The sequence below is a fragment of the Flavobacterium calami genome, from assembly GCF_038290035.1.
Taxonomy (GTDB): domain Bacteria; phylum Bacteroidota; class Bacteroidia; order Flavobacteriales; family Flavobacteriaceae; genus Flavobacterium; species Flavobacterium calami.
Window position 1 is genome coordinate 57812 of record NZ_JBBYHS010000020.1, and the last position, 20686, is coordinate 78497.

Consider the following 20686-nt stretch of genomic DNA (forward strand, 5'->3'; position numbering starts at 1 on the left):
TTGATATAAAATTGAACTCGTTCGTCAAATTCAACAGTGCAAAGATGTGACGGGGTTCAAAAATTAGTCGGTAGCAAACTATTTACTTTCGGTTGTAACTGTTTGTAACCGTTTGTAAATGGAAATATTTTACTATATTTGAGAGAAATACACCACATGCAGACTCAAATTAACAAGGTAGAATTACGAAATTTAGAATTTGATGACTATAAAGAGTTAAAGAATTCGATGGTAGAATCTTATCCCGAAATGGCCAATTCATATTGGGAAGCCGATGAAATAGAAAAATTACTCTCTATATTTCCTGAAGGACAATTGGTTATTCTTGTAGACGGCAAAGTAGTAGGATCGGCATTATCCTTGATTGTAGATGAAAAACTGGTTGACAAAAGGCATAATTACAAACAGATTATTGGCGATTATACTTTTTCTACCCATAATTCCAATGGGGAAATTTTATACGGAATAGACGTTTTTATCCATCCCAATTATCGCGGACTACGTTTAGGTAGACGTTTGTACGATGCCCGAAAAGAATTATGTGAGCAACTAAACCTGAAAGCAATTGTTTTTGCAGGCAGGATTCCCAATTATGCACAACATTCTAAAAAACTGACTCCAAGAAACTATATTGACAAAGTAAAACACAAAGAATTATACGATCCGGTACTTTCTTTTCAGTTGAGTAATGATTTTCACGTTTTGCGAATTATTAAAAACTATCTGGAAGGAGACGAAGAATCTAAAGAATTTGCTGTTCTTCTGGAATGGAACAATGTCTATTATGACGAAAGTCCAAAACTGATTAATCTCGAAAAAAGTGTTATTCGTCTGGGGCTTGTACAGTGGCAAATGCGTCAGCTGAATAATCTTGAAGAGTTTTTTGAGCAGGCCGAATTTTTTATTGATGTGGTTTCTGGCTACGGAAGCGATTTTGCACTCTTTCCGGAACTTTTTATTGCGCCTCTGATGGCCGATTACAATCATTTGTCTGAAGCTGAAGCTATTCGGGAGCTAGCTCGTTATTCAGTTCCTATCAGGAAGCGTTTTCAGGAATTCGCGATTTCTTACAACATTAATATTATTACCGGAAGTATGCCTTATTTAGAAAACGGTAATTTATATAATGTTGGTTTTTTATGCAAAAGAGACGGTACTTCCGAAATGTATACCAAAATTCACATCACCCCAAACGAAGTGGTTCACTGGGGAATGAAAGGCGGTTCCGAATTTAAAACTTTTGATACCGATTGCGGTAAAATCGGAATTCTGATTTGTTATGATGTGGAATTTCCGGAACTACCAAGATTACTGGCAGATGAAGGAATGAACATTCTTTTTGTACCCTTTTTAACGGATACTCAAAACGGCTATACACGTGTCAAACACTGTTCACAGGCGCGAGCCATAGAAAATGAATGTTATGTCGCTATTGCGGGCTGCGTGGGGAATCTTCCAAAAGTTAATAATATGGATATCCAATATGCTCAGGCCGCTGTTTTCACACCTTCAGATTTTGCTTTCCCGAGTAACGGTATCAAAGCCGAAGCTACACCCAACACTGAAATGACCCTGATTGTTGATGTGGATTTGAATTTACTGAAAGAACTGCACGAACATGGAAGTGTACATACGCTAAAAGACAGAAGAACAGACTTATATGAAATAAAGAAAACAAATCAAATTTAGGATTTTATTTAAATTATGTTGACAACCGTTTCATAATGAATTTAGTTAGTGTAAATACACAAAAAATAAATGGGAAGAAAAAAAATACATGATAAAGTACCAACTCACGATAAAATGATGATTCCGACTTTGGAAGCTTTGAAATTATTGGGAGGCTCCGGTTCAATAGACGAAATCAATGAAAAGGTTTACGAAGTTGCAGGTTATGACGAAGATATTTTGGAAATACCACACGATGAAAGTGGTGTTCAAACTAAAGTCGAATACCGATTGGCTTGGGCACGAACCTATTTGAAGAAATATGGATTGATTGAAAATTCATCTCGAGGTATTTGGGCATTAATTGACAATGAAATCGACACGTCCAAACTAGATTCGGATAAAATTTTAAAAAAAGTTAGAGCCGAAACAAAAAAACCAAAACCAAATAGCAATCAAACTAAGAAAGAAATTGAAGAAGAAGTCGAAGAAGAAGTTGAAGACCAAATAGATTGGAAAAAAACATTAATTTCTACTATTCTAAAAATTGAATCTTCTGCTTTTGAAAGACTTTGTCAAAGAATTTTAAGAGAAAGCGGTTTTGTACAAGTTGAAGTGACTGGAAAATCCGGAGACGGTGGAATTGACGGAAAAGGAATAGTTAGATTAAACGGTTTTTTAAGTTTTCATGTCTTTTTCCAATCAAAAAGATACAAAGGTTCTGTTGGATCTTCTGACATCAGAGATTTTAGAGGAGCAATGCAAGGCAGGGCAGACAAAGGAATTTTTATAACGACAGGGAATTTTACAAGAGAAGCAATAAAAGAAGCTACTAGAGATGGAGCACCTCCAATTGATTTAATCGATGGAGAATTATTATGTGATAAATTAAAGGAATTTAATCTTGGAGTAAAAACTGAACTAATTGAAGAAATCTCTATAAATGCAGAATGGTTTTCTAAAATATAAAAACCAATAAAACCCAAATTAGCCCTGATAGAGCCGGTATCCTCGTAGCGTAGTGAAGAGATATAGGCGAAAGCAGGAACCCATGTTAACCGATACAAAACCATAATTCGCTTAAAATAAAACCAAATTGTCTATTCAAATAAAGACAGATCTATGAAAACATGCCTCGAATGCTCCGAAAAAATTGTAGGCCGGGAAGATAAAAAGTTTTGCTCAGACAGCTGCCGTAATGCCTACAATAATAAAATAAATAAAGACAGTACAAATTTTATGCGCAATGTAAACAACAAGCTGCGCAAAAATTACCGTATTTTGTCCGAGTTAAACACAGAAGGAAAATCAAAAGCAACACGTGATAAAATGCTCAATAAAGGTTTTGATTTTGACTTTTTTACCAATATTTTGCAGACCAAAACAGGAAACACCTATTATTTCTTGTACGATCAGGGATATCGGTCTTTGGACAATGATTATTTTATGCTCGTAAAAAAAGAAATTTAGCAAATACCACATTATGAAAAAAAAACCTACTTCAATTCTTGCTTTCTTAGGAATCTTAGCAATTCTGGCCATCATCTTTGCCTCTATGATGCCTCAGTACATTTCTAAAGATGAAGAAGCACTTGCCGAATTTTCAACAGAACGCGCACTCAGCCAGGTTCAGATTATAGCCCAAAAGCCCCATTTTGTCGGCTCGACCAATCATGAATTAGTTGCTAATTATCTTAAACTTGAACTAAACAGAATTGGTCTTGAAACTTTGGTGCAGGAAGGATTTACCCTCAATGACAAAGGCCTTTTGGTAAAATCCAAAAATATCCTTGCCCGTATAAAAGGGACTTCCAATTCAAAAGCCCTGTTATTGCTTTCTCATTATGACAGCGCACCCCATTCTTTTTCTAAAGGAGCAAGCGATGACGCTTCGGGAGTGGCCACAATTCTTGAAGGTGTAAGAGCCTTTTTATACGCCAACGAAAAACACAAAAACGATATTATAATTCTTTTCTCAGATGCAGAAGAATTGGGTTTGAACGGCGCTGCCCTGTTTGTGAATCAGCATCCGTGGGCCAAAGAGGTTGGTCTGGTTTTGAATTTTGAAGCTAGAGGTTCTTCCGGCCCAAGTTATATGCTGATGGAAACCAACAAAGGAAACCAGGCGCTTGTAAAGGAATTTTCGAATGCAAAAGCAAAATATCCGGTTTCGAACTCGCTGATGTACAGCATTTACAAAATGCTGCCAAATGATACCGATTTAACTGTTTTCAGAGAACAGGGAAATATTCAGGGATTCAATTTTGCTTTTATCGACGGGCATTATAACTATCACACGCAACAAGATGATTTTCAACATTTAAACAAAACTACACTGGCGCATCAGGGATCTTATTTGATGCCGCTCTTAAAATACTTTTCTAATATTGATTTAAACGCTACTCAAACTACAGAAGACAATGTTTACTTTAGTGTTCCATTCGGATTCTTTATAAATTATCCTTTTTCATGGGTTTTTCCAATGAGCCTTATTGCTTTAGGGTTATTGGTCTTCTTTATTTTTGTTGGAAAAGTAAAACATCTTATTTCGTTCAGAGAAATTTTCAAAGGGTTTGTTCCTTTGCTTGGTTCGATGATTATTGCGGGGTTAGTTACTTTTTTAGGTTGGAAAATTATTCTTCAAATCTATCCGCAGTATTCTGATTTACTAAATGGTTTTACCTACAATGGTCACGCATACATCGGAGCTTTTGTAACACTTAGCATTGCAATCTGTTTTGCTTTCTATCATCATTTTTCTGAAGAAAAAATTACGATGAACCATTTCGTAGCGCCTTTATTACTTTGGATTATCATCAATCTAGTTTTAGCCAATCAATTAACGGGGGCTGGATTCCTGATTATTCCGGCTTACTTTGGAATCATTTTATTGGGAATTTTTGTTTTTACACATCACTACAACGTTGGGTTAAATTTATTGTTCAGCATTCCTGCTTTGGCAATTGTAGCTCCGTTTATTGTTATGTTTCCGATTGGTTTAGGATTAAAAATACTTTACGGAAGTGCTGTACTTACCGTTTTACTTTTCGGATTGATGCTTCCGGTATTTGGTTCATTTGCAAGAAAAGGGATCTGGACCATGCTTTTCTTTGCCATATCAATCAGCTTTTTTGTCTATGCAGGCTACCATTCGGATTATGAACCGGGGAAAGCAAAATCAAACAGTTTATTGTATGTCTATAATGCCGACACCAACTCTGCTGTCTGGGCAACTTATGATACTAATCTTGATGAGTGGACAAGAAGTTATCTGGGTAATATGAATCAGAAAGCGGTAGGTTTAAACAGCCTGCAAATAGCTAGTAAATACAATTCAAATTTTACATACAGTGCCATTGCACCAAAAGTTGAGGTTCCAAAACCAACAATTTCCTTTGTACGAGACAGTGTTATTGGAAGCAAAAGATACCTGAAAATAAAAATTTCGCCAAACCGTAAAGTTAATCGTTACGATATCTATGCAAATCCAAAGATGACGTTTTATAACTTTAAAGCCAATGGTGTTTCGACTTCAGGGCAAAAAGGGAATCGATTAGAAAGACAGGACAGCAAAATTTTATGCTATTATGTTGTAGGTAATGAACCTCTTGTAATGGAATTTGTCATTAATAAAACATCTGTTTTTGATATGGATTTAATCGAAAGTTCATTCGATTTAATGACTAATCCGTTGTTTAAAATCAAACCGAGAAGCAACTGGATGATGCCCACTCCTTTTGTACTGAATGATGCTGTTTTGATTCAGCAGAAAATTAAAAGATATACTGCACCGGTAAAACCTATAGAAACTGCTCCTGTAACTGATAGTACTGCGATTCAAACCGATAGTCTGGCGCCAATCATGAAAATTAAAAAAGAAGTCATAAATCACTAATCATTTAAACCATATTTAATGAAAAAAGCATTTTGGGTTTTTGTATTTTCTGTTAGCTTCCACAACGGATTTTCTCAGACTATTGAAGAAAGAATAGCCACACAATCATGTGATTGCTTAAATAAAAAAGGTGAAATAACAGAAGAAATCTATTCAAACTGCTTAAGTTCTTCTATGGCTGATGTCGTTATGAATGACAAAGATCCCAAAGTTAGGGAGTCTATAAATACGGTGGAAGGAATTAAAACTCTTTTAGAAAAATCAGCTGAGGTTTTAAACAAAACCTGTGATAAAATTAATGTCAAACCAAAACCAGTAATAAGTAAGTCAAGTCCTTTTTATACTGATTCAAAGAATGAACAGGCACAAAACTCTTATATCATTGCTAAAGATTTTATGCATGATCAAAAATACCAACTGGCTATTGAAGCTTTCCAGATGGCTCTAAAAAATGATCCGAAATTTGTTTTGGCTTTGGATGACATTGCTATGTGTTACAGACAATTAAAGGATTATGACAATGCAGTCAAATATTATAAAAAATCACTCGAAATTTATCCTGAAGGTGATTTTGCTTTAGTAAACATTGGTGTTGTTTATAGTTTAAAAACAGATTATAAAACAGCCATTACGTATTATGAAAAACTGATAAAGTCTGATCCTAATAATCCAGAAGGCTTTTTTGGCGCAGGAAAAAATTATCTTGCCCTCAATGAAGATGAAAAAGCTTTAGATAATATTTTTAAAGCGCATCGAATTTACACTATCGACAAATCTGACTATATAAAAGATACAGAACAAATTATTGGCGCTATTTATCAGAAAATGAAAAGCGAAAAGAAAGAAGATTTATTTAAAAAAGTTGCTGAGCAAAACGATATCAAAATAGAATAAATTAAAACATTCAGAAAAATTCAAAAGGCAGACTTATCAAAAAAAGTCTGCCTTTTATATTAAGAAACACATTCAAAAGTATTTGGTGGAAAAAGAAAATACAAAGTTCGATTTACTTTAAATTTGTAAAATATTAGTCTTGTATTTTTTTTCACGCAGATTTAAAAAGATTTAAGCTGATTTTCGCAGATTATTTTAAAATCTATCTGCTGAATCTGCTGAATCTGCGAGAGAGAAAAAAGCTTTTCTATTTTGAATCTTAAAAAATGACAAAAATAAGTATACTTGGTTGTGGCTGGCTTGGACTTCCTTTAGCAAAAAGATTAATCGAGAAAGGAAATTCAATAAACGGATCGACAACTTCAGAAAATAAACTTCCGATTTTAAAAGATGCCGGGATAAATCCGTTTTTGGTTGCGCTTGAAAGCGAAAGTGTCTCTGAAAGCATCAATGTTTTTTTAGCGGTAAGCGAAATCCTGATTATCGATATTCCGCCAAAACTGAGAACTGTCAATCCTGATTCTGAAAAGAAAACTTTTGTTGAAAAAATCAATAACCTGATTCCGTTTATAGAGAAATCCTCAGTCAAAAAAGTGCTTTTTGTAAGTTCAACTTCAGTTTATGGAGATAAAAACGATTTGATTACGGAAGAAACAAATCCAAATCCTGAAACAGAAAGTGGTAAACAATTGCTTTTAGCTGAAAACATTCTTCAAAAAAATAAAACCTTCGAAACCACAATTCTACGTTTCGGCGGATTAATCGGCGAAGACCGTCATCCTGTGACTTCCTTGTCAGGAAAAGAAAACTTAGCGAATGCAGACGCTCCAGTAAATCTGATTCATCAAAACGATTGCATTAACATTATTGAAGAAATCATAAACCAAGCTAAATGGAATGAATTTTTCAACGCTGTTGCACCTTTTCATCCAACAAAAGCGGAATATTATACGAAAAAAGCAAAAGAACAAAACCTGATTTTGCCGAAGTTTAGTGCTGAAAAATCGAATATTAAAAAGGTTATTTCAAGCGCAAAAATTGAAACCGTTTTAAACTATAAATTTAGACTGGAAGATTATTAAACTATATAAATTATTTAAGTTTTATTATCTCCTAACACTATTGTCAGGCTGAGCGGAGTCGAAGCCCTTTCAGTTTTCATAAGCCTTAGACAAAGTTTATCCTTAGCGAAGCCGAATGGACTCAGGGTGACAGTTATGTGAACTACAGACAAAGTTAAATGAACTTATATGGTTCAAAAAATATTTACGAACTTTGTGATAAACCAAAAATGATGGAAACAGTTTATATCAATTCGCCTCTGGGAATCACCAAAATCATTGGGGATGAAAATGGTATTTCGGTAATTTCTGTTTCAGATGTTGGTACAAACACTGTTTCAGAAACTATTCCTCAAGTTTTACAAGAGGCCGTTTTTCAGCTCAATGAATATTTTGAAGGTAAAAGAACCGATTTCGACTTAAAACTAAATCCACAAGGAACCGAATTTCAACAGAAAGTCTGGAAAGCCTTACTGGAAATTCCGTATGGAAAAACAGTCAGCTACATGGATCAGACTAAAAAACTTGGAGATGTCAAAGCTATTCGGGCCGTAGCCTCTGCAAATGGTAAAAATCCGCTTTGGATTGTGGTTCCCTGCCATCGCGTTATTGGTACAAATGGATCCTTAACCGGATATGCCGGCGAAATTTGGCGTAAAAAATGGCTTTTGGAGCACGAAAGTCCAACTGCACAGCAAAGTTTATTTTAGTCATAATTGTAATCCATTTAAGATATGGCAAAAATAGTTTTGGAAAGCTGGAGGGAATGCATAAAAAGTGTTTCATTTGTAAAATTACAAAAGGAAATATTAGGAATAGATCTGAAAGAAGGTAAAACTAATTTAGATAACCTTTTGGACGACATTCAAATAATTCTTGAAATTAATGATGAAAACTTAGCCAAATATTTTTTAGAAGAGGCAGACAAACTTGGCGTTAATTGTAAATTCATAAAATAAAATTTAAAACAGTAAGAATTTTACGCATATTTGTAAAAAGAATCTAAGAAAGTCTAACAATCTAAATATCTAAGAAGTCTCCAAAAAAATGATTGAAAAAATTAACCTCAACAACATTTTATTTCTTGATATAGAAACCGTTCCCGAAGAGGAAAACTTCAATTCGCTTGACGCAGAGATGCAGTCACTGTGGGATTTAAAAACACAATACCAGCGAAAAGACGAGTTTACTCCCGAAGAATTTTACGATCGTGCCGGAATCTGGGCAGAGTTCGGAAAGATAATTTGTATTTCGGTTGGGTATTTTACCATTCGTGGAGATATTCGAAATTTTAGGGTAACTTCTTTTTTTGGAGAAGAAAAAAAGATTTTGAAAGACTTTAATAATTTGCTGAACAATCATTTCAATCAGCCACAGCATCTTTTGTGTGGGCATAATGCCAAAGAGTTTGATATTCCGTTTCTTGCCCGCCGAATGATTATCAATCAAATTGCAATTCCGGACAAACTGAATTTATTCGGAAAAAAACCATGGGAAATCTCTCATTTAGACACTTTAGAATTATGGAAGTTTGGCGATTATAAACATTTTACTTCTTTAAAATTACTGACTAAAATTCTAGGAGTTCCGTCTCCAAAAGGTGATATCGACGGAAGCCAGGTAGCACATGTTTTTTATGTGGAGAAAGACATTGACCGAATTGTAACCTATTGTGAAAAAGATACCATTGCGGTAGCACAGATTTTTCTTCGTTTGCGCAGGGAAGATTTATTGATTGAGGAGGAAATTATTCATGTATAATTTTTCTGAGGTACAGAGCTGCAAAGGTTCAGAGTTGCAAAGTTTAAATGAACTTATATAACTTATATGGTTTAAAATAGTCAAAGATGACACATCACGAAATTTCAAATCATCGTCTCATTTCACAAAAACTTGATAAAACAAGTCATAATTCGCCTGAAGAAATTGTGAGACATCTTGGTGCAATGCAGGCTCAGGATTACGCAATGGCCAAATGGGCAATTGGTTCCCGCTGCGATGCTACTGAAAAAGAAATTGAAGAAGCCATTAATTCCGGAAAAATAATCCGAACCCATATTTTACGCCCAACCTGGCATTTAGTCGCTGCCGAAGATATTTACTGGATGCTCGATGTTTCCGGACCACAGGTGAAACGCATTATTCTTGCCGAAACAAAAAAATATGGTTGTGATGAAAAGGAATTTGACAAGATTAATTCAGCAATAGAAAAACTACTGGCAGGAAATAATCATTTAACCCGGGAAGAAATTATACAGCAACTTAATGTCAAAAAGTTTTCCGGCGATTATAAATTAAGTCCTGTTCTTATTATGATGTATGCAGAATTAGATGGTGTAGTCTGCAACGGAAAAATGAAAGGCAAAAAAACGACTTATGCATTACTGGAAGAAAGGGTTCTTAAACCAAAAATCAAATTAACCAAAGAAGAAGCTTTGGCTAAACTTGCCCAACGTTATTTTGAAAGCCGTGGTCCGGCAACAGTTGCAGATTTTTCACACTGGTCCGGCTTTTCTATCACAATTTGCAAATCTGTAGTTAATGCAATTAAGTTGCAATTGAATTATGTAACCATTGATAATCAGGAATATTGGTTTGGAAAAGACTGCGCCAATCTTGATAATTTTTGCGAAAGCGTACATTTCCTTGCTGCATTTGACGAGTATTTAATTTCGTATAAAAACCGTGAATCTTCCATTCTGTTAGAACATCAGCCGAAAGCTTTTACCAAAAATGGTATTTTCAAACCCACTATTTTAGAAAACGGAAAGGTCATCGGAACCTGGAAAAGAACCATCAAAAAAGATCATGTCAAGATTGAAACCGACTTTTTTAATCAAACCGAAATGAACAAAAAGCAGATTTTGTTTGAAGGAATAAAATCTTTTGAAAGTTATCTGGATACAAAAGTTATTATCGAATGAAATATTAAAATTTGAGGCTGACCAAAGTCGAAGCCATTTAAGTTCAGTAGCCTTCGATTCCGGTCAGAATAACACTCATTTTATCAATCATGAATCATTTAAAAATGAAAAAGCTATTTCTATTTATTTTCTTCTTCGGAATTTTGGCAACAGGTTTCTGTCAGCCTAAGAGCAATTCTTTTGAAGAAATTGATGGTTTACAGCAAATTCAAAAGCGAAAAGTTATCATTTTCATTCATACCGATTGGTGTCAGTTTTGCCAAAGAATGAAACAAACGACTTTTAAAAATTCTGGAATTACCGAAAGTTTGAATTCTGATTTTTATTTTGTTGATTTTAATGCGGAAGAAAAAAAAGACATTACCTTTAATAACAAGGTTTTTAAGTTTGTTCCTTCGGGAAATAATGTTGGTGTTCATGAATTGGCTTTGCAATTAGGTACAATTAATAACCAAATTGTTTATCCCGTTTTGTGTGTTTTAAATGAAAAAAACGAAATCATTCTGCAGTATAACCACTATTTAAGACCAAAGGACTTTAAATTCCTTTTGGAAAAATTGAAAGAATAAAATTTCTTATTTTTGAGAATGCATTCTTCACAAATCCAACACTTCAATTACATCTTTACAGGAACAGGTCTGTCTGCTTTGATGACCGTTTACAAAATGGTATTATCTGGAAAATTCGTTGACAAAACGATTTTACTATTAGATGAAAATGCAAAGAAAACCAATGACAGAACCTGGTGTTTTTGGGCAAAAGAAGAAACTATCTGGGATTCAATTATCTCAAAAAAATGGGATTCGGCTTTGTTTGCCAATGAAGATTTCAAAAGAGATTTAGAACTGAAACCTTATCAATACAATCAAATTCGGGGATTAGATTTTTATAATTTCGTTTTTGAAGCAATTTACAAACAAGACAACATTACTTTTTTAAATGAAAAGGTAACCGATATCAACGAATTGGAAACCCATGTTTTTGTGGGAACCGAAGAAAACAGATACACCTGCGATTACTTATTCAACAGTATCTATACGAAGGGCTTTGTTCAGAGTCAAACCAAATATCCGGTTTTGCAACAGCATTTTGTGGGTTGGTTTGTGAAATCAGTAAATGAAATCTTCAATCCGGAACAAGCTACTTTCATGGATTTTTCGGTAGAACAAAAAGGAAATACAAGATTTATGTATGTTTTGCCAATTTCCAAAACAGAGGCTTTGGTGGAGTATACTTTGTTTTCGGAAAATTTGCTTAAGAAAGAAGAATATGAAAAGGAGATTCGGTTGTATTTAGAGAAACTTGGAGTGGATAAATTTGAAATTACAGAAAAGGAGCAGGGGAGTATTCCGATGACTTGTTATCCTTTTTGGAAAAAAAACACCAAAAAAGTACTGAATATTGGAACAGCTGGCGGATGGACCAAAGCCAGTACTGGTTTTACTTTTAAAAATTCAGATAAAAAATCATCTCAGTTGGCAGAATTTCTTTATTCTTCGACTCCGCTCAGAATGAAAGACTTTCATAAAAAGAACCGATTCTGGTTTTATGATTTACTGCTTTTGGATATTCTGTATCGTCATAACGAATTAGGAAGCCCTATTTTCTCCTCTTTATTTAAAAAAGGTAATCCGGCATTAGTATTCAGATTTTTGGATGAAGAAACGAGTTTAATGCAGGATGTTAAAGTTATTTTAAAGTGTCCCAAAATTCCGTTTATAAAAGCGTTATTTAGAGTGATTTTTCTTTCAAAATAAATTAATTAAAAACAAAACCTTTGAGAAATATTACTTTAGGACTTTTCCTCTTTTTTACTATCCTATCCTTTGCTCAGGTGTCCACAAACAAAGCACATGACGCAATCATCGAAGAATTTTTAACCAACTGTGCCGAAAAACACAATTACGTTTTTGAAATGACCGAATGGCAGGATTGTCTGGATCAGGGTTTGAAAAAAGACAGTACCATTGCTTATTTGTGGCAACAAAAAGCAATGCCCTACTTCAAATGCAAAAAATATGAAGTGGGAATGCAGTATTTAGATAAAGCGGTATTTTATAACAAAGAGCGTTGGCTTCCGTACAGGGCTTTTATAAAATGTATTTTTGCACATACTTACAAAGATGCAATTAAAGATTTTGAGGAATGTATAAAACTTTATGGGAATAGTTATGTAATGGATCATTCTTTTAGTTTTTACATGGGTGTTTGTTACTTACAATTAAACGAATATCAAAAATCCGAAAAACTTTTTGATGATTATGTAGCTGATATTTATAAAAACAGACAGAATTTAGAACATCCAACAGCCTATTTTTATCAGGGTATTGCGAAATATGAATTGAAAAAATGGGATGAGGCAATTGCTGTTTTTGATAAGGCGATTAAAATCTACCCTGAATTCTCGGATGCAAAATATTACAAGGCAATTTGTTGGCTTAAACAAGGCAAATCAAGAGAAGAAGTTGTCGCCTTGGTTGGTGTTGCGAGAGAAGACTCTGCAAAAGGATTTTCGATTAATGAAGACAATACGATTTACGAAACGTACCCTTATCAAAAGAAGTTTACCAAATAATAAAGCGCTGATTTTGACTTTCGATGTTTTCCAATCGAACTATAACAAAACTTTATACTTCAAATTAACTAGTTGCGGGTAAACTTTGTAACTTTGCATTTCAAAAGTAAAATTTAAAAATAAAAAATATGTATCCACAAGAAATGGTAAAACCAATGGAAGCTGAATTAACAGCTGCTGGTTTTCAAGATTTACATAGTGCAGAAGCTGTAGATAACGCTATCAAAGCTGAAGGTACCACATTAGTAGTTGTAAATTCTGTTTGCGGTTGTGCTGCAAGAAATGCACGTCCGGGAGCAAAAATGAGTTTACAGGGAGCAAAAAAACCGGATCACTTAATCACTGTTTTTGCAGGTGTTGACAAAGAAGCGGTTGATGCAGCCAGACAGCATATGTTTCCTTTTCCTCCATCTTCGCCATCTATGGCTTTGTTTAAAAACGGAGAATTGGTTCACATGTTAGAACGTCACCACATCGAAGGACGTCCTGCTGAAATGATTGCTGAGAATTTGCAAGATGCTTTTAACGAATTCTGTTAATTCGTTAGGTTCAAAGGAGCAAAGGTACAGAGGTACGAAGTATAAAAAAGCACTATGAGAAAATAGTGCTTTTTGTTTTTTAGAATAAGTTGAGAAACCTTTGAACCTTTGCCACTCTGAATCTTTGTAACTCAAAGATTAGAGATTCCATCCCCCGCCCAGGGCTTTGTACAACTGAACCATTGAACTCAACTGTCTTTCAGATAATTGTGCGAGACTCAATTGTGCTTCAAATAATTTAGATTCTACATCTAAAACTTCAAGATAGGACACATAACCACTATTATATCTTTCATAAGACAGTTTATGGTTTATTAATGCAGCCTGCACTTGTCTGTTACGGGCTTTCCATTCTTCTTTATAGGTTTTAATATCCTGAATGGACTGTTCAACTTCAGATATTGCAACAATATACGTTTTTTGATAATTGTACTTAAACTGTTCCGCTTGCTCCCTGTATATTTCTACCCTTCTTTTGTTTTTTCCAAAAGCAAATATGGGGCCTGCAATTCCGGCAGATGCATTTTGCGAATAGGAACTTCCAAGAAATAAATTGCTTAAATCGGCACTTGCAAATCCCGCAATCGCAGCTAGGTTTATGGATGGAAAACGCATCGCCTGAGCCACTCCTATTCTTTCATTAGAAGCTTTATATCGCAACTCTGCGGCTTTTACATCGGGTCTGTTTTCTAAAAGCGAAGAAGGAATTGATAACGGAATTTCACTTACAATTCTTAATTCGGTATTAGTCTTTCCTCTCGGTATATCAGAAGGAAGCTGACCAGTTAATACTGCAAGGGCATTTTCCTGAAATGTTATCTGTCTCTGGATGTTAGGTATTGCTGCTTCTGCGATGGCTACTTGTTGTTCAATTTGTACTTTATCCACTTCAGAGATATATCCTTTTGTAAACCTTTCATTTATAATGCCATAGTATTTCTCTCTGGCAGCAAGAGTTTGTTTCGTGATTTCAAGCTGATCATCAAGGTTTCGCATTTGAAAATAAGCAAACGCAATATTAGTTACAATTTCAGAAAGTACTACTTTACGACCCTCTTCGGTAGCAAGGAGCTCATTTTGAACCGCATTTCGTTCATGACGGTATTTTCCCCAAAAATCAAGTTCCCAGGACATGCTGGCTCCGGCATTTGAAGGAGTGAAATTTTTCTCATTGCTGTTTATGGTCGCTCCATATTGAAAAGAAGGAAATAAATCAGATTTAGCATAACCAAGTTCTGCACGAAGCTGATCGATTCGGGAAACAGCAATTTTTAAATCGTAATTGTTTTCCAGTCCTTTTTTAATTAAATCTTTTAAAACATCATCATTAAATAAATCAAACCATTTTAAATTGGTTACAGAGGCCAGAGTGTCTAAATTCCTTTCATTTTTATAAGAATCTGATTTTTGTTCTTCCGGACGTGCATATTTTGGCCCAACCATACAGCCCACGGGTAATAACGAAAGAACAACTATAACAACGATTATTTTATATTTCTTATGCATGGCCTGTAGTATTTGGTTCCACATCATTTTCTTCAGTTACGATTGTGACATCTTTCTTTTTTCCGATGTTTTCAATCATTACAAACAGACCGGGTACAATTAACACCCCTAAAATTGTGGCAATTAGCATCCCGCTGAATACAGCCATTCCCATTACAATACGAGCTTGTGAACCCGCACCTGTAGCAGTCAATAACGGAACGACTCCAAGAATAAATGCAAAGGCAGTCATCAAAATCGGTCGGAAACGGAGTTTTGCCGCCACCATTGCCGATTCGTACAACGGTTTTCCTTTTTCGTATTCTTCTTTGGCAAACTCCACAATCAGAATCGCATTTTTAGCGACTAATCCAATTAATAATACGAGACCAATTTGAGCAAAAACGTTATTCACATAAGCATCACTTCCAAATCTGGCCAACATAAGTCCTAAAAACGCTCCAAATACAGCAAAAGGAGCTCCAAGCAATACACTAAAAGGTAGTTTCCAGCTTTCATATTGTGCGGCAAGAATTAAAAAAACAAATACCAATGCCATTATGAAAACTGAAGATCCTCCGGGTGAGTGTTTTTCCTGATACGATAGGTTGATATAATCGAAACTCATATCGGCAGGCAAAGTCTGTTTGGCAACTTCTTCTAAGGCAGTCAAGGCCTGGGCACTACTGTAACCGTCATTTGGGCTTCCTCCAATTTCAGCTGAACGGAATAAATTGAGACGATTGGTAAAATCAGGGCCTGTAACTTTTGTTGCTGTAACTAACGTTGATACAGGAAGCATGTCGCCTGCATTATTTTTTACATAAATCAGGTTTAAATCTTCCGGTCGTACACGGTCAGCGGCTTCACCCTGCAGATAAACTTTGTATTGACGCCCAAAACGGTTGAAATCATTCACATAACTTCCACCTAAAAAGGCTCCCAATGCTTCGGTGACTTTAGAAACTGGAATGCCTAATTTCATTGCTTTGTCATTATCAATTTCTAATTTAATTTGAGGTGTACCGGCATTAAAAGTGGTATAAATTCGTTTTATTTCAGGACGCTGCTGTGCGGCAGCGATGAAAGCCTGAGTTTGTTCGGCCAGATATTGCGGTGTATTTCCTCCTCTGTCCTGCAGCATTAAACTGAAACCTGCAGAAGCACCTAACCCCTGAATTGCCGGCGGACCAAATGAAAAGCAGGTTGCGGTCGTGATTTGTGTTGCCAGTTTTTTATTGAATCTATCTACAAATTGTTTGGCTGTTTCTGCTCTTTCTTCCCAAGGTTTTAATGAGATGAAAATAAACGCATTGTTTGGCTGATAGGAATTGGTAAGCATACTAAATCCGTTTATCGTGGTATAAGACAGAATGGATTTTTCTTCTTTAAGGAAGCTGTCTACTTTTTTCGAAATTTCATCTGTACGTTGTAATGATGACGCAGGTGGCAATGCGATATTGACCAAAACATAACCCTGATCTTCTTCCGGGATAAATCCTAATGGAATTTTCTTTCCTAAGAAAGCAGTAGCGACCAATATGACAACGAGCAAAAGAATAATTCGAATAGCCTTTTTTGCAAAAAATGTTGCTCCACTGATATATTTTCCGGTAACTTTTTCGAAGATTCTGTTAAATCCGGCAAAAAACTTTGCCAGCCATCCAGTTTGTTCTTCAATAGGCTTGGTTGGTTTTAACAGCATGGCACAGAGCGCAGGACTTAGTGACAATGCGCTAAAAGCAGAAAATGCGACCGAGACGGCAATCGTTATGGCAAATTGCTGATAAAAACGTCCGGTAATTCCCGGTGTCATCGCAACAGGAATAAACACGGCACATAAAATCAAGGCAATTGCAATTACAGGACCCGAAACTTCCTTCATGGCCTGAACGGTGGCATCTTTCGGACTTTTACCATGTTCGATATGGTGAATAACGGCTTCGACCACTACGATGGCATCATCTACCACAATTCCAATCGCCAATACTAATCCAAGTAGTGATAAGGTATTGATGGAAAAACCTAGCATTGGGAAAACTGCAATGGTTCCGATAAGAGAAACAGGAACAGTAATCAACGGAATTAAAGTAGCACGCCAGTTTTGAAGAAATATGAATACTACTAAAATAACCAATATAATGGCTTCAAACAATGTATGTACAATATCATCAACTCCGGCAGTAATGGCTAGAGTTGTATCTAATGATTCCTGATATTCGATATCCTTTGGAAACTTTTCAGATAATAGCTTCATTGCGCTTTTTGCATTTTCTGCCACATCAAGAGCATTACTTCCGGGCATTTGGTATAAAGCAACAACAGCACTTGGGGAACTGTTTCTTCGGGCAGTAGAACTGTAGTTTTCTGTACCTAATTCAATACGGGCAATATCGGCCATTAAAACCTGGGCTCCATCCTCTTTACTTCGAACAACGATATTTCCAAATTCTTTTTCGGTAACTAAACGATCCTGAAGCGTAACACCGTATGTGAATTCGGTATTAGCTGGCGCAGGTTCAGCACCAAACTTTCCTCCGGGGCTAATCATATTTTGAGCGTTCAGAGCGGTTTTAACATCATCGACTGTTACGCCAAGTTTGCTCATCATATCTGCCTTTAGCCAAATTCTCATCGAATAATCACTTCCTCCAAAAAGCGTAACTTCTCCAACTCCCTTGATACGAGCCAGCTGATCTACAATATTGATACTGGCATAGTTATTCAGAAATTTAGCATCATATTTTGGATTCGTAGAGGTTACAGTAAATAACATCATTGGAAATGATAATGACTTTTTTACCACGACCCCCTGCTGTTTAACGCTTGGAGGCATGAAAGGTGCAGACTGGTTTTGCCTGTTTTGCGTAAGCATATTGGCATTATCCAGATTGGTTCCTACATCAAATGTGACCTCAATTGTACAAGCACCGTCTGAGGTGTTGATTGATTTCATGTACAACATGTTTTCAACACCGTTTACTTTTTGCTCGATAGGAGTTGCTACTGCCTGTTCAACATTTAGTGCATTTGCTCCTGTAAAAGATGTGGTAATTTTTACAACAGGAGGATTAATATCCGGATATTGCGAAATAGGTGTTTTTTGTAATGCCAGTAATCCAAGTATTACAATAATAATACTAATTACAATAGCAACAATCGGTCTTCGAACGAAAAATTCTCCCATAATACTATGTATTGAATATTATTATTTAGCAACTGCAGATTCTGGTTCTCCTAATTGCCATTGTACAACTTTTGGTGTTATAACACTTCCGTTTTTTAATAACGAAGTGCCTCCCATGGCTATCTTATCTCCCGGTTTTAACCCTTCTTCAATAATATATCCATTTTTAACAGCCGGACCTGGTTTTACAATTTGCATTTGAACTTTGTTACCTGCACCCAAAACATAAACCTGAAAAATACCTTGTACTTCGATAACAGCGCGTTGTGGAATTACAATGGCATCTTTACGAATATCAGTAAGCAATGCTATTTTGGCATATTGTCCCGGACGAAGTAATTTGTCCGGATTTGGAAACGCTGCTTCAAATGTGATAGCACCGGTAGCAGGATCTATTTGTCGGTCGGTAAAGCTTACTTTGCCAGTATGTGGGTAAGTAGACCCATCTGATAATTTTAATGAAACCGATGCGCCAGAACTTTTTAAAGCAGAATCCGGTTTGTTAAATTCCCGGTAAAGACGCAGGAATTCCTGCTCACTCATAGTAAATCGGACTCTCACATCTCCCAAATCAGAAATAGTGTTTAAAATAGAAGCAGCTCCCGGTCGTACATAATCGCCAACCCTTACTTTTGAGATTCCGATTAATCCGGAAATAGGAGCGACAATTCTGCAATAGCCCAATTCAATTTTTGCATTTTGAAGTGATGCTTCAGAAGCTTTGTTTTGGGCTATAGAAGCTGAATAAGCTGATTTAGCCGAAACTAATTCTCTTTGGCTCACTGCATTGGATTTCGCTAATGGGACAATCATGTCCAGATCTGATTTGGTTTTTGACAAACGTGCCTGAGATTCTGCGACGCCTCCTTCGGCTTCATTAAGTTTAGCTCTGTAAGGCAAAGGATCAATGGTGTATAATAATTGCCCTTTGGTCACAAAACTGCCTTCTTTAAAATTAAGGCTTTCAATGATACCGTCTACCCTTGGATTAATCTGAATGTCTGATTGACCAAAAGTCTGACCTGTATATTCGGATTCTAATTTTACATCCTGCTGCAATACGGTAGTGACAGAAATTTCTAACGGCTTAGGTTCTGGAGGTGTTTCTTTTTTGCATGAAAGCATAAAAAAAAACAAGAAAATTGCTGAGGTGTAAACTTTGTTCATTTTTAATCATATTTTAAATTCTATTAAAACTCAACTAACTAAAAATCAAATAAATCCTAAGCTAAGTTAACATTTTTTTAATTAAAACCTGAAATGATGTCTTGATTTTGTTTTTTTAATTAAATTTATATCTATTTGATTATCAATGCTTACTGAAAAAGGTTAAATAGCGTAAAATACCGTTAAATAGCTTTTTTTCCACAGAATTATTTTTATTACAGAATCATTATTATTTAAAATATTTATACCTATGTCTAAAAAAAACAAAAAAAAAGAGAACGATCCTGATCTAATTTCTGACAGTCTTAAGAAGTTAAACAAGAAAGAACTCCTGGAGCGCGCCAGGAAATTTTCAGAACAATATTGTGTTGGAGACGGAAAAGATTTTAAACTCAAAGACTGGAGTACTCTGGACTCATTAGAAGAAAAAAAATCATCCGTAAAAAAAATATTAAAAATGGGTGTAAAGGCACTGGCTGCCATGCAGGATACTCTGTATGCTCAGGACAAGTGGTCTGTTCTTCTTATTTTTCAGGCAATGGATGCCGCTGGAAAAGATGGCGCAATCAAACATGTAATGTCTGGGATAAATCCGCAGGGTTGCCAGGTTTTTTCTTTTAAAGCCCCTAGCTCAGAAGATCTGGATCATGATTTTTTGTGGAGATGCCAAAAACATTTACCAGAAAGAGGCCGTATAGGGATATTCAACCGTTCTTATTATGAAGAGGTTTTGGTGGTCCGTGTACATGAACAGATTCTGAAAGGTCAAAAAATACCCGAAAAACTCATTACCAAAGATATTTGGGAAAATCGCTTCGAAGACATTCGAAATTTTGAGAAATACCTAAACAGGAACGGTATAGTTGTTATCAAGTTTTTTCTAAATGTTTCTAAAGACGAACAAAAGAAAAGATTTATAGAGCGTGTAGATAATCCGGATAAAAACTGGAAGTTCAGTGCTTCTGATGCCAAAGAAAGAGGTTATTGGAATGATTACATGCATGCCTATGAAGAGCTTATCAAAAATACATCTACCAAAAAAGCACCTTGGTATGTTATCCCTGCAGATGATAAATCGTATGCCCGAATTGCCATTGCTTCGGCTGTTATTCATGCCCTGGATGAAATGGATTTAGAATATCCAAAAGTAAGTGACGAGAAAATGGCAGAATTAAATACCGTCAAACAAGCATTACTTGATGAAAAAGAGTAACATTTGTGCAAGAATCGGCATAGTAAGTTTTTACTTTTAAATATTAGAAACTTTGAAGTTTTGCAACTTAGTACCTTT

General features: G+C 35.5%; 18 protein-coding genes. 15 read left to right on the plus strand and 3 right to left on the minus strand.

The window, feature by feature from the left end; all coding sequences use genetic code 11:
- Positions 1-156 precede the first annotated feature (156 nt).
- The 14 genes from AAEO57_RS17525 (at position 157) to AAEO57_RS17590 (ending at position 13556) form a co-directional block, all read left to right on the plus strand.
- Positions 157-1689 (plus strand): GNAT family N-acetyltransferase, encoded by a 1533-nt coding sequence (locus AAEO57_RS17525; RefSeq protein ID WP_341694331.1) that lies wholly within the window; start codon positions 157-159, stop codon positions 1687-1689.
- A gap of 69 nt (positions 1690-1758) precedes the next feature.
- Complete coding sequence (locus AAEO57_RS17530; protein WP_341694332.1) at positions 1759-2637, plus strand: restriction endonuclease; 879 nt, start codon at positions 1759-1761, stop codon at positions 2635-2637.
- Between the two features lie 153 nt (positions 2638-2790).
- Positions 2791-3138 carry a hypothetical protein gene (locus tag AAEO57_RS17535; protein ID WP_341694333.1) on the plus strand — a complete coding sequence of 116 codons (348 nt, stop codon included), beginning with the start codon at positions 2791-2793 and terminating at the stop codon, positions 3136-3138.
- A gap of 13 nt (positions 3139-3151) precedes the next feature.
- The gene (locus tag AAEO57_RS17540; RefSeq protein WP_341694334.1) at positions 3152-5563 is read left to right on the plus strand and encodes a M28 family peptidase; all 2412 of its coding nucleotides are present in this window, start codon (positions 3152-3154) and stop codon (positions 5561-5563) included.
- 18 nt (positions 5564-5581) lie between these two features.
- Positions 5582-6457 carry a tetratricopeptide repeat protein gene (locus AAEO57_RS17545; protein WP_341694335.1) on the plus strand — a complete coding sequence of 292 codons (876 nt, stop codon included), beginning with the start codon at positions 5582-5584 and terminating at the stop codon, positions 6455-6457.
- A 266-nt stretch (positions 6458-6723) separates the two neighbouring features.
- On the plus strand, positions 6724-7539 hold the full coding sequence (locus AAEO57_RS17550; RefSeq protein WP_341694336.1) for an NAD-dependent epimerase/dehydratase family protein: 816 nt from the start codon (positions 6724-6726) through the stop codon (positions 7537-7539).
- Positions 7540-7751: 212 nt separating this feature from the next.
- Positions 7752-8228, plus strand: a complete 477-nt coding sequence (locus AAEO57_RS17555) for a methylated-DNA--[protein]-cysteine S-methyltransferase (RefSeq protein WP_341694364.1) — start codon at positions 7752-7754, stop codon at positions 8226-8228.
- A gap of 24 nt (positions 8229-8252) precedes the next feature.
- Complete coding sequence (locus tag AAEO57_RS17560) at positions 8253-8477, plus strand: hypothetical protein (protein ID WP_341694337.1); 225 nt, start codon at positions 8253-8255, stop codon at positions 8475-8477.
- Between the two features lie 88 nt (positions 8478-8565).
- The gene (locus tag AAEO57_RS17565) at positions 8566-9279 is read left to right on the plus strand and encodes a 3'-5' exonuclease (protein WP_341694338.1); all 714 of its coding nucleotides are present in this window, start codon (positions 8566-8568) and stop codon (positions 9277-9279) included.
- 86 nt (positions 9280-9365) lie between these two features.
- A complete protein-coding gene (locus AAEO57_RS17570) occupies positions 9366-10442 on the plus strand; it encodes a winged helix DNA-binding domain-containing protein (RefSeq protein ID WP_341694339.1) in 1077 nt (358 codons plus the stop codon).
- Between the two features lie 104 nt (positions 10443-10546).
- Positions 10547-11011, plus strand: a complete 465-nt coding sequence (locus tag AAEO57_RS17575; protein WP_341694340.1) for a thioredoxin family protein — start codon at positions 10547-10549, stop codon at positions 11009-11011.
- Positions 11012-11029: 18 nt separating this feature from the next.
- The gene (locus AAEO57_RS17580) at positions 11030-12199 is read left to right on the plus strand and encodes a lycopene cyclase family protein (protein ID WP_341694365.1); all 1170 of its coding nucleotides are present in this window, start codon (positions 11030-11032) and stop codon (positions 12197-12199) included.
- A 20-nt stretch (positions 12200-12219) separates the two neighbouring features.
- Entirely contained in the window at positions 12220-13017 is a 798-nt protein-coding gene (locus tag AAEO57_RS17585) for a tetratricopeptide repeat protein (protein ID WP_341694341.1), read from the plus strand.
- Positions 13018-13145: 128 nt separating this feature from the next.
- Positions 13146-13556, plus strand: a complete 411-nt coding sequence (locus tag AAEO57_RS17590; protein ID WP_341694342.1) for a BrxA/BrxB family bacilliredoxin — start codon at positions 13146-13148, stop codon at positions 13554-13556.
- 138 nt (positions 13557-13694) lie between these two features.
- Here the strand turns inward: AAEO57_RS17590 and AAEO57_RS17595 are convergent, their stop codons facing one another.
- From AAEO57_RS17595 to AAEO57_RS17605, 3 genes are read right to left on the minus strand one after another with little or no spacing between them, the layout of a single operon-like run.
- Positions 13695-15062, minus strand: coding sequence for an efflux transporter outer membrane subunit (locus AAEO57_RS17595; protein WP_341694343.1), 1368 nt, complete (start codon positions 15060-15062; stop codon positions 13695-13697).
- Positions 15055-18228: an efflux RND transporter permease subunit gene (locus AAEO57_RS17600; RefSeq protein ID WP_341694344.1), complete on the minus strand. Its 3174-nt coding sequence runs from the start codon at positions 18226-18228 to the stop codon at positions 15055-15057. The genes AAEO57_RS17595 and AAEO57_RS17600 overlap by 8 nt, the downstream gene beginning before the upstream one ends.
- 21 nt (positions 18229-18249) lie before the next feature.
- A complete protein-coding gene (locus tag AAEO57_RS17605; protein ID WP_341694345.1) occupies positions 18250-19395 on the minus strand; it encodes an efflux RND transporter periplasmic adaptor subunit in 1146 nt (381 codons plus the stop codon).
- A gap of 250 nt (positions 19396-19645) precedes the next feature.
- On the opposite strand from AAEO57_RS17605, the gene AAEO57_RS17610 reads away from it, so the two are divergent.
- Positions 19646-20608, plus strand: coding sequence for a polyphosphate kinase 2 family protein (locus AAEO57_RS17610; protein WP_341694346.1), 963 nt, complete (start codon positions 19646-19648; stop codon positions 20606-20608).
- The last annotated feature ends 78 nt before the right edge of the window (positions 20609-20686 follow it).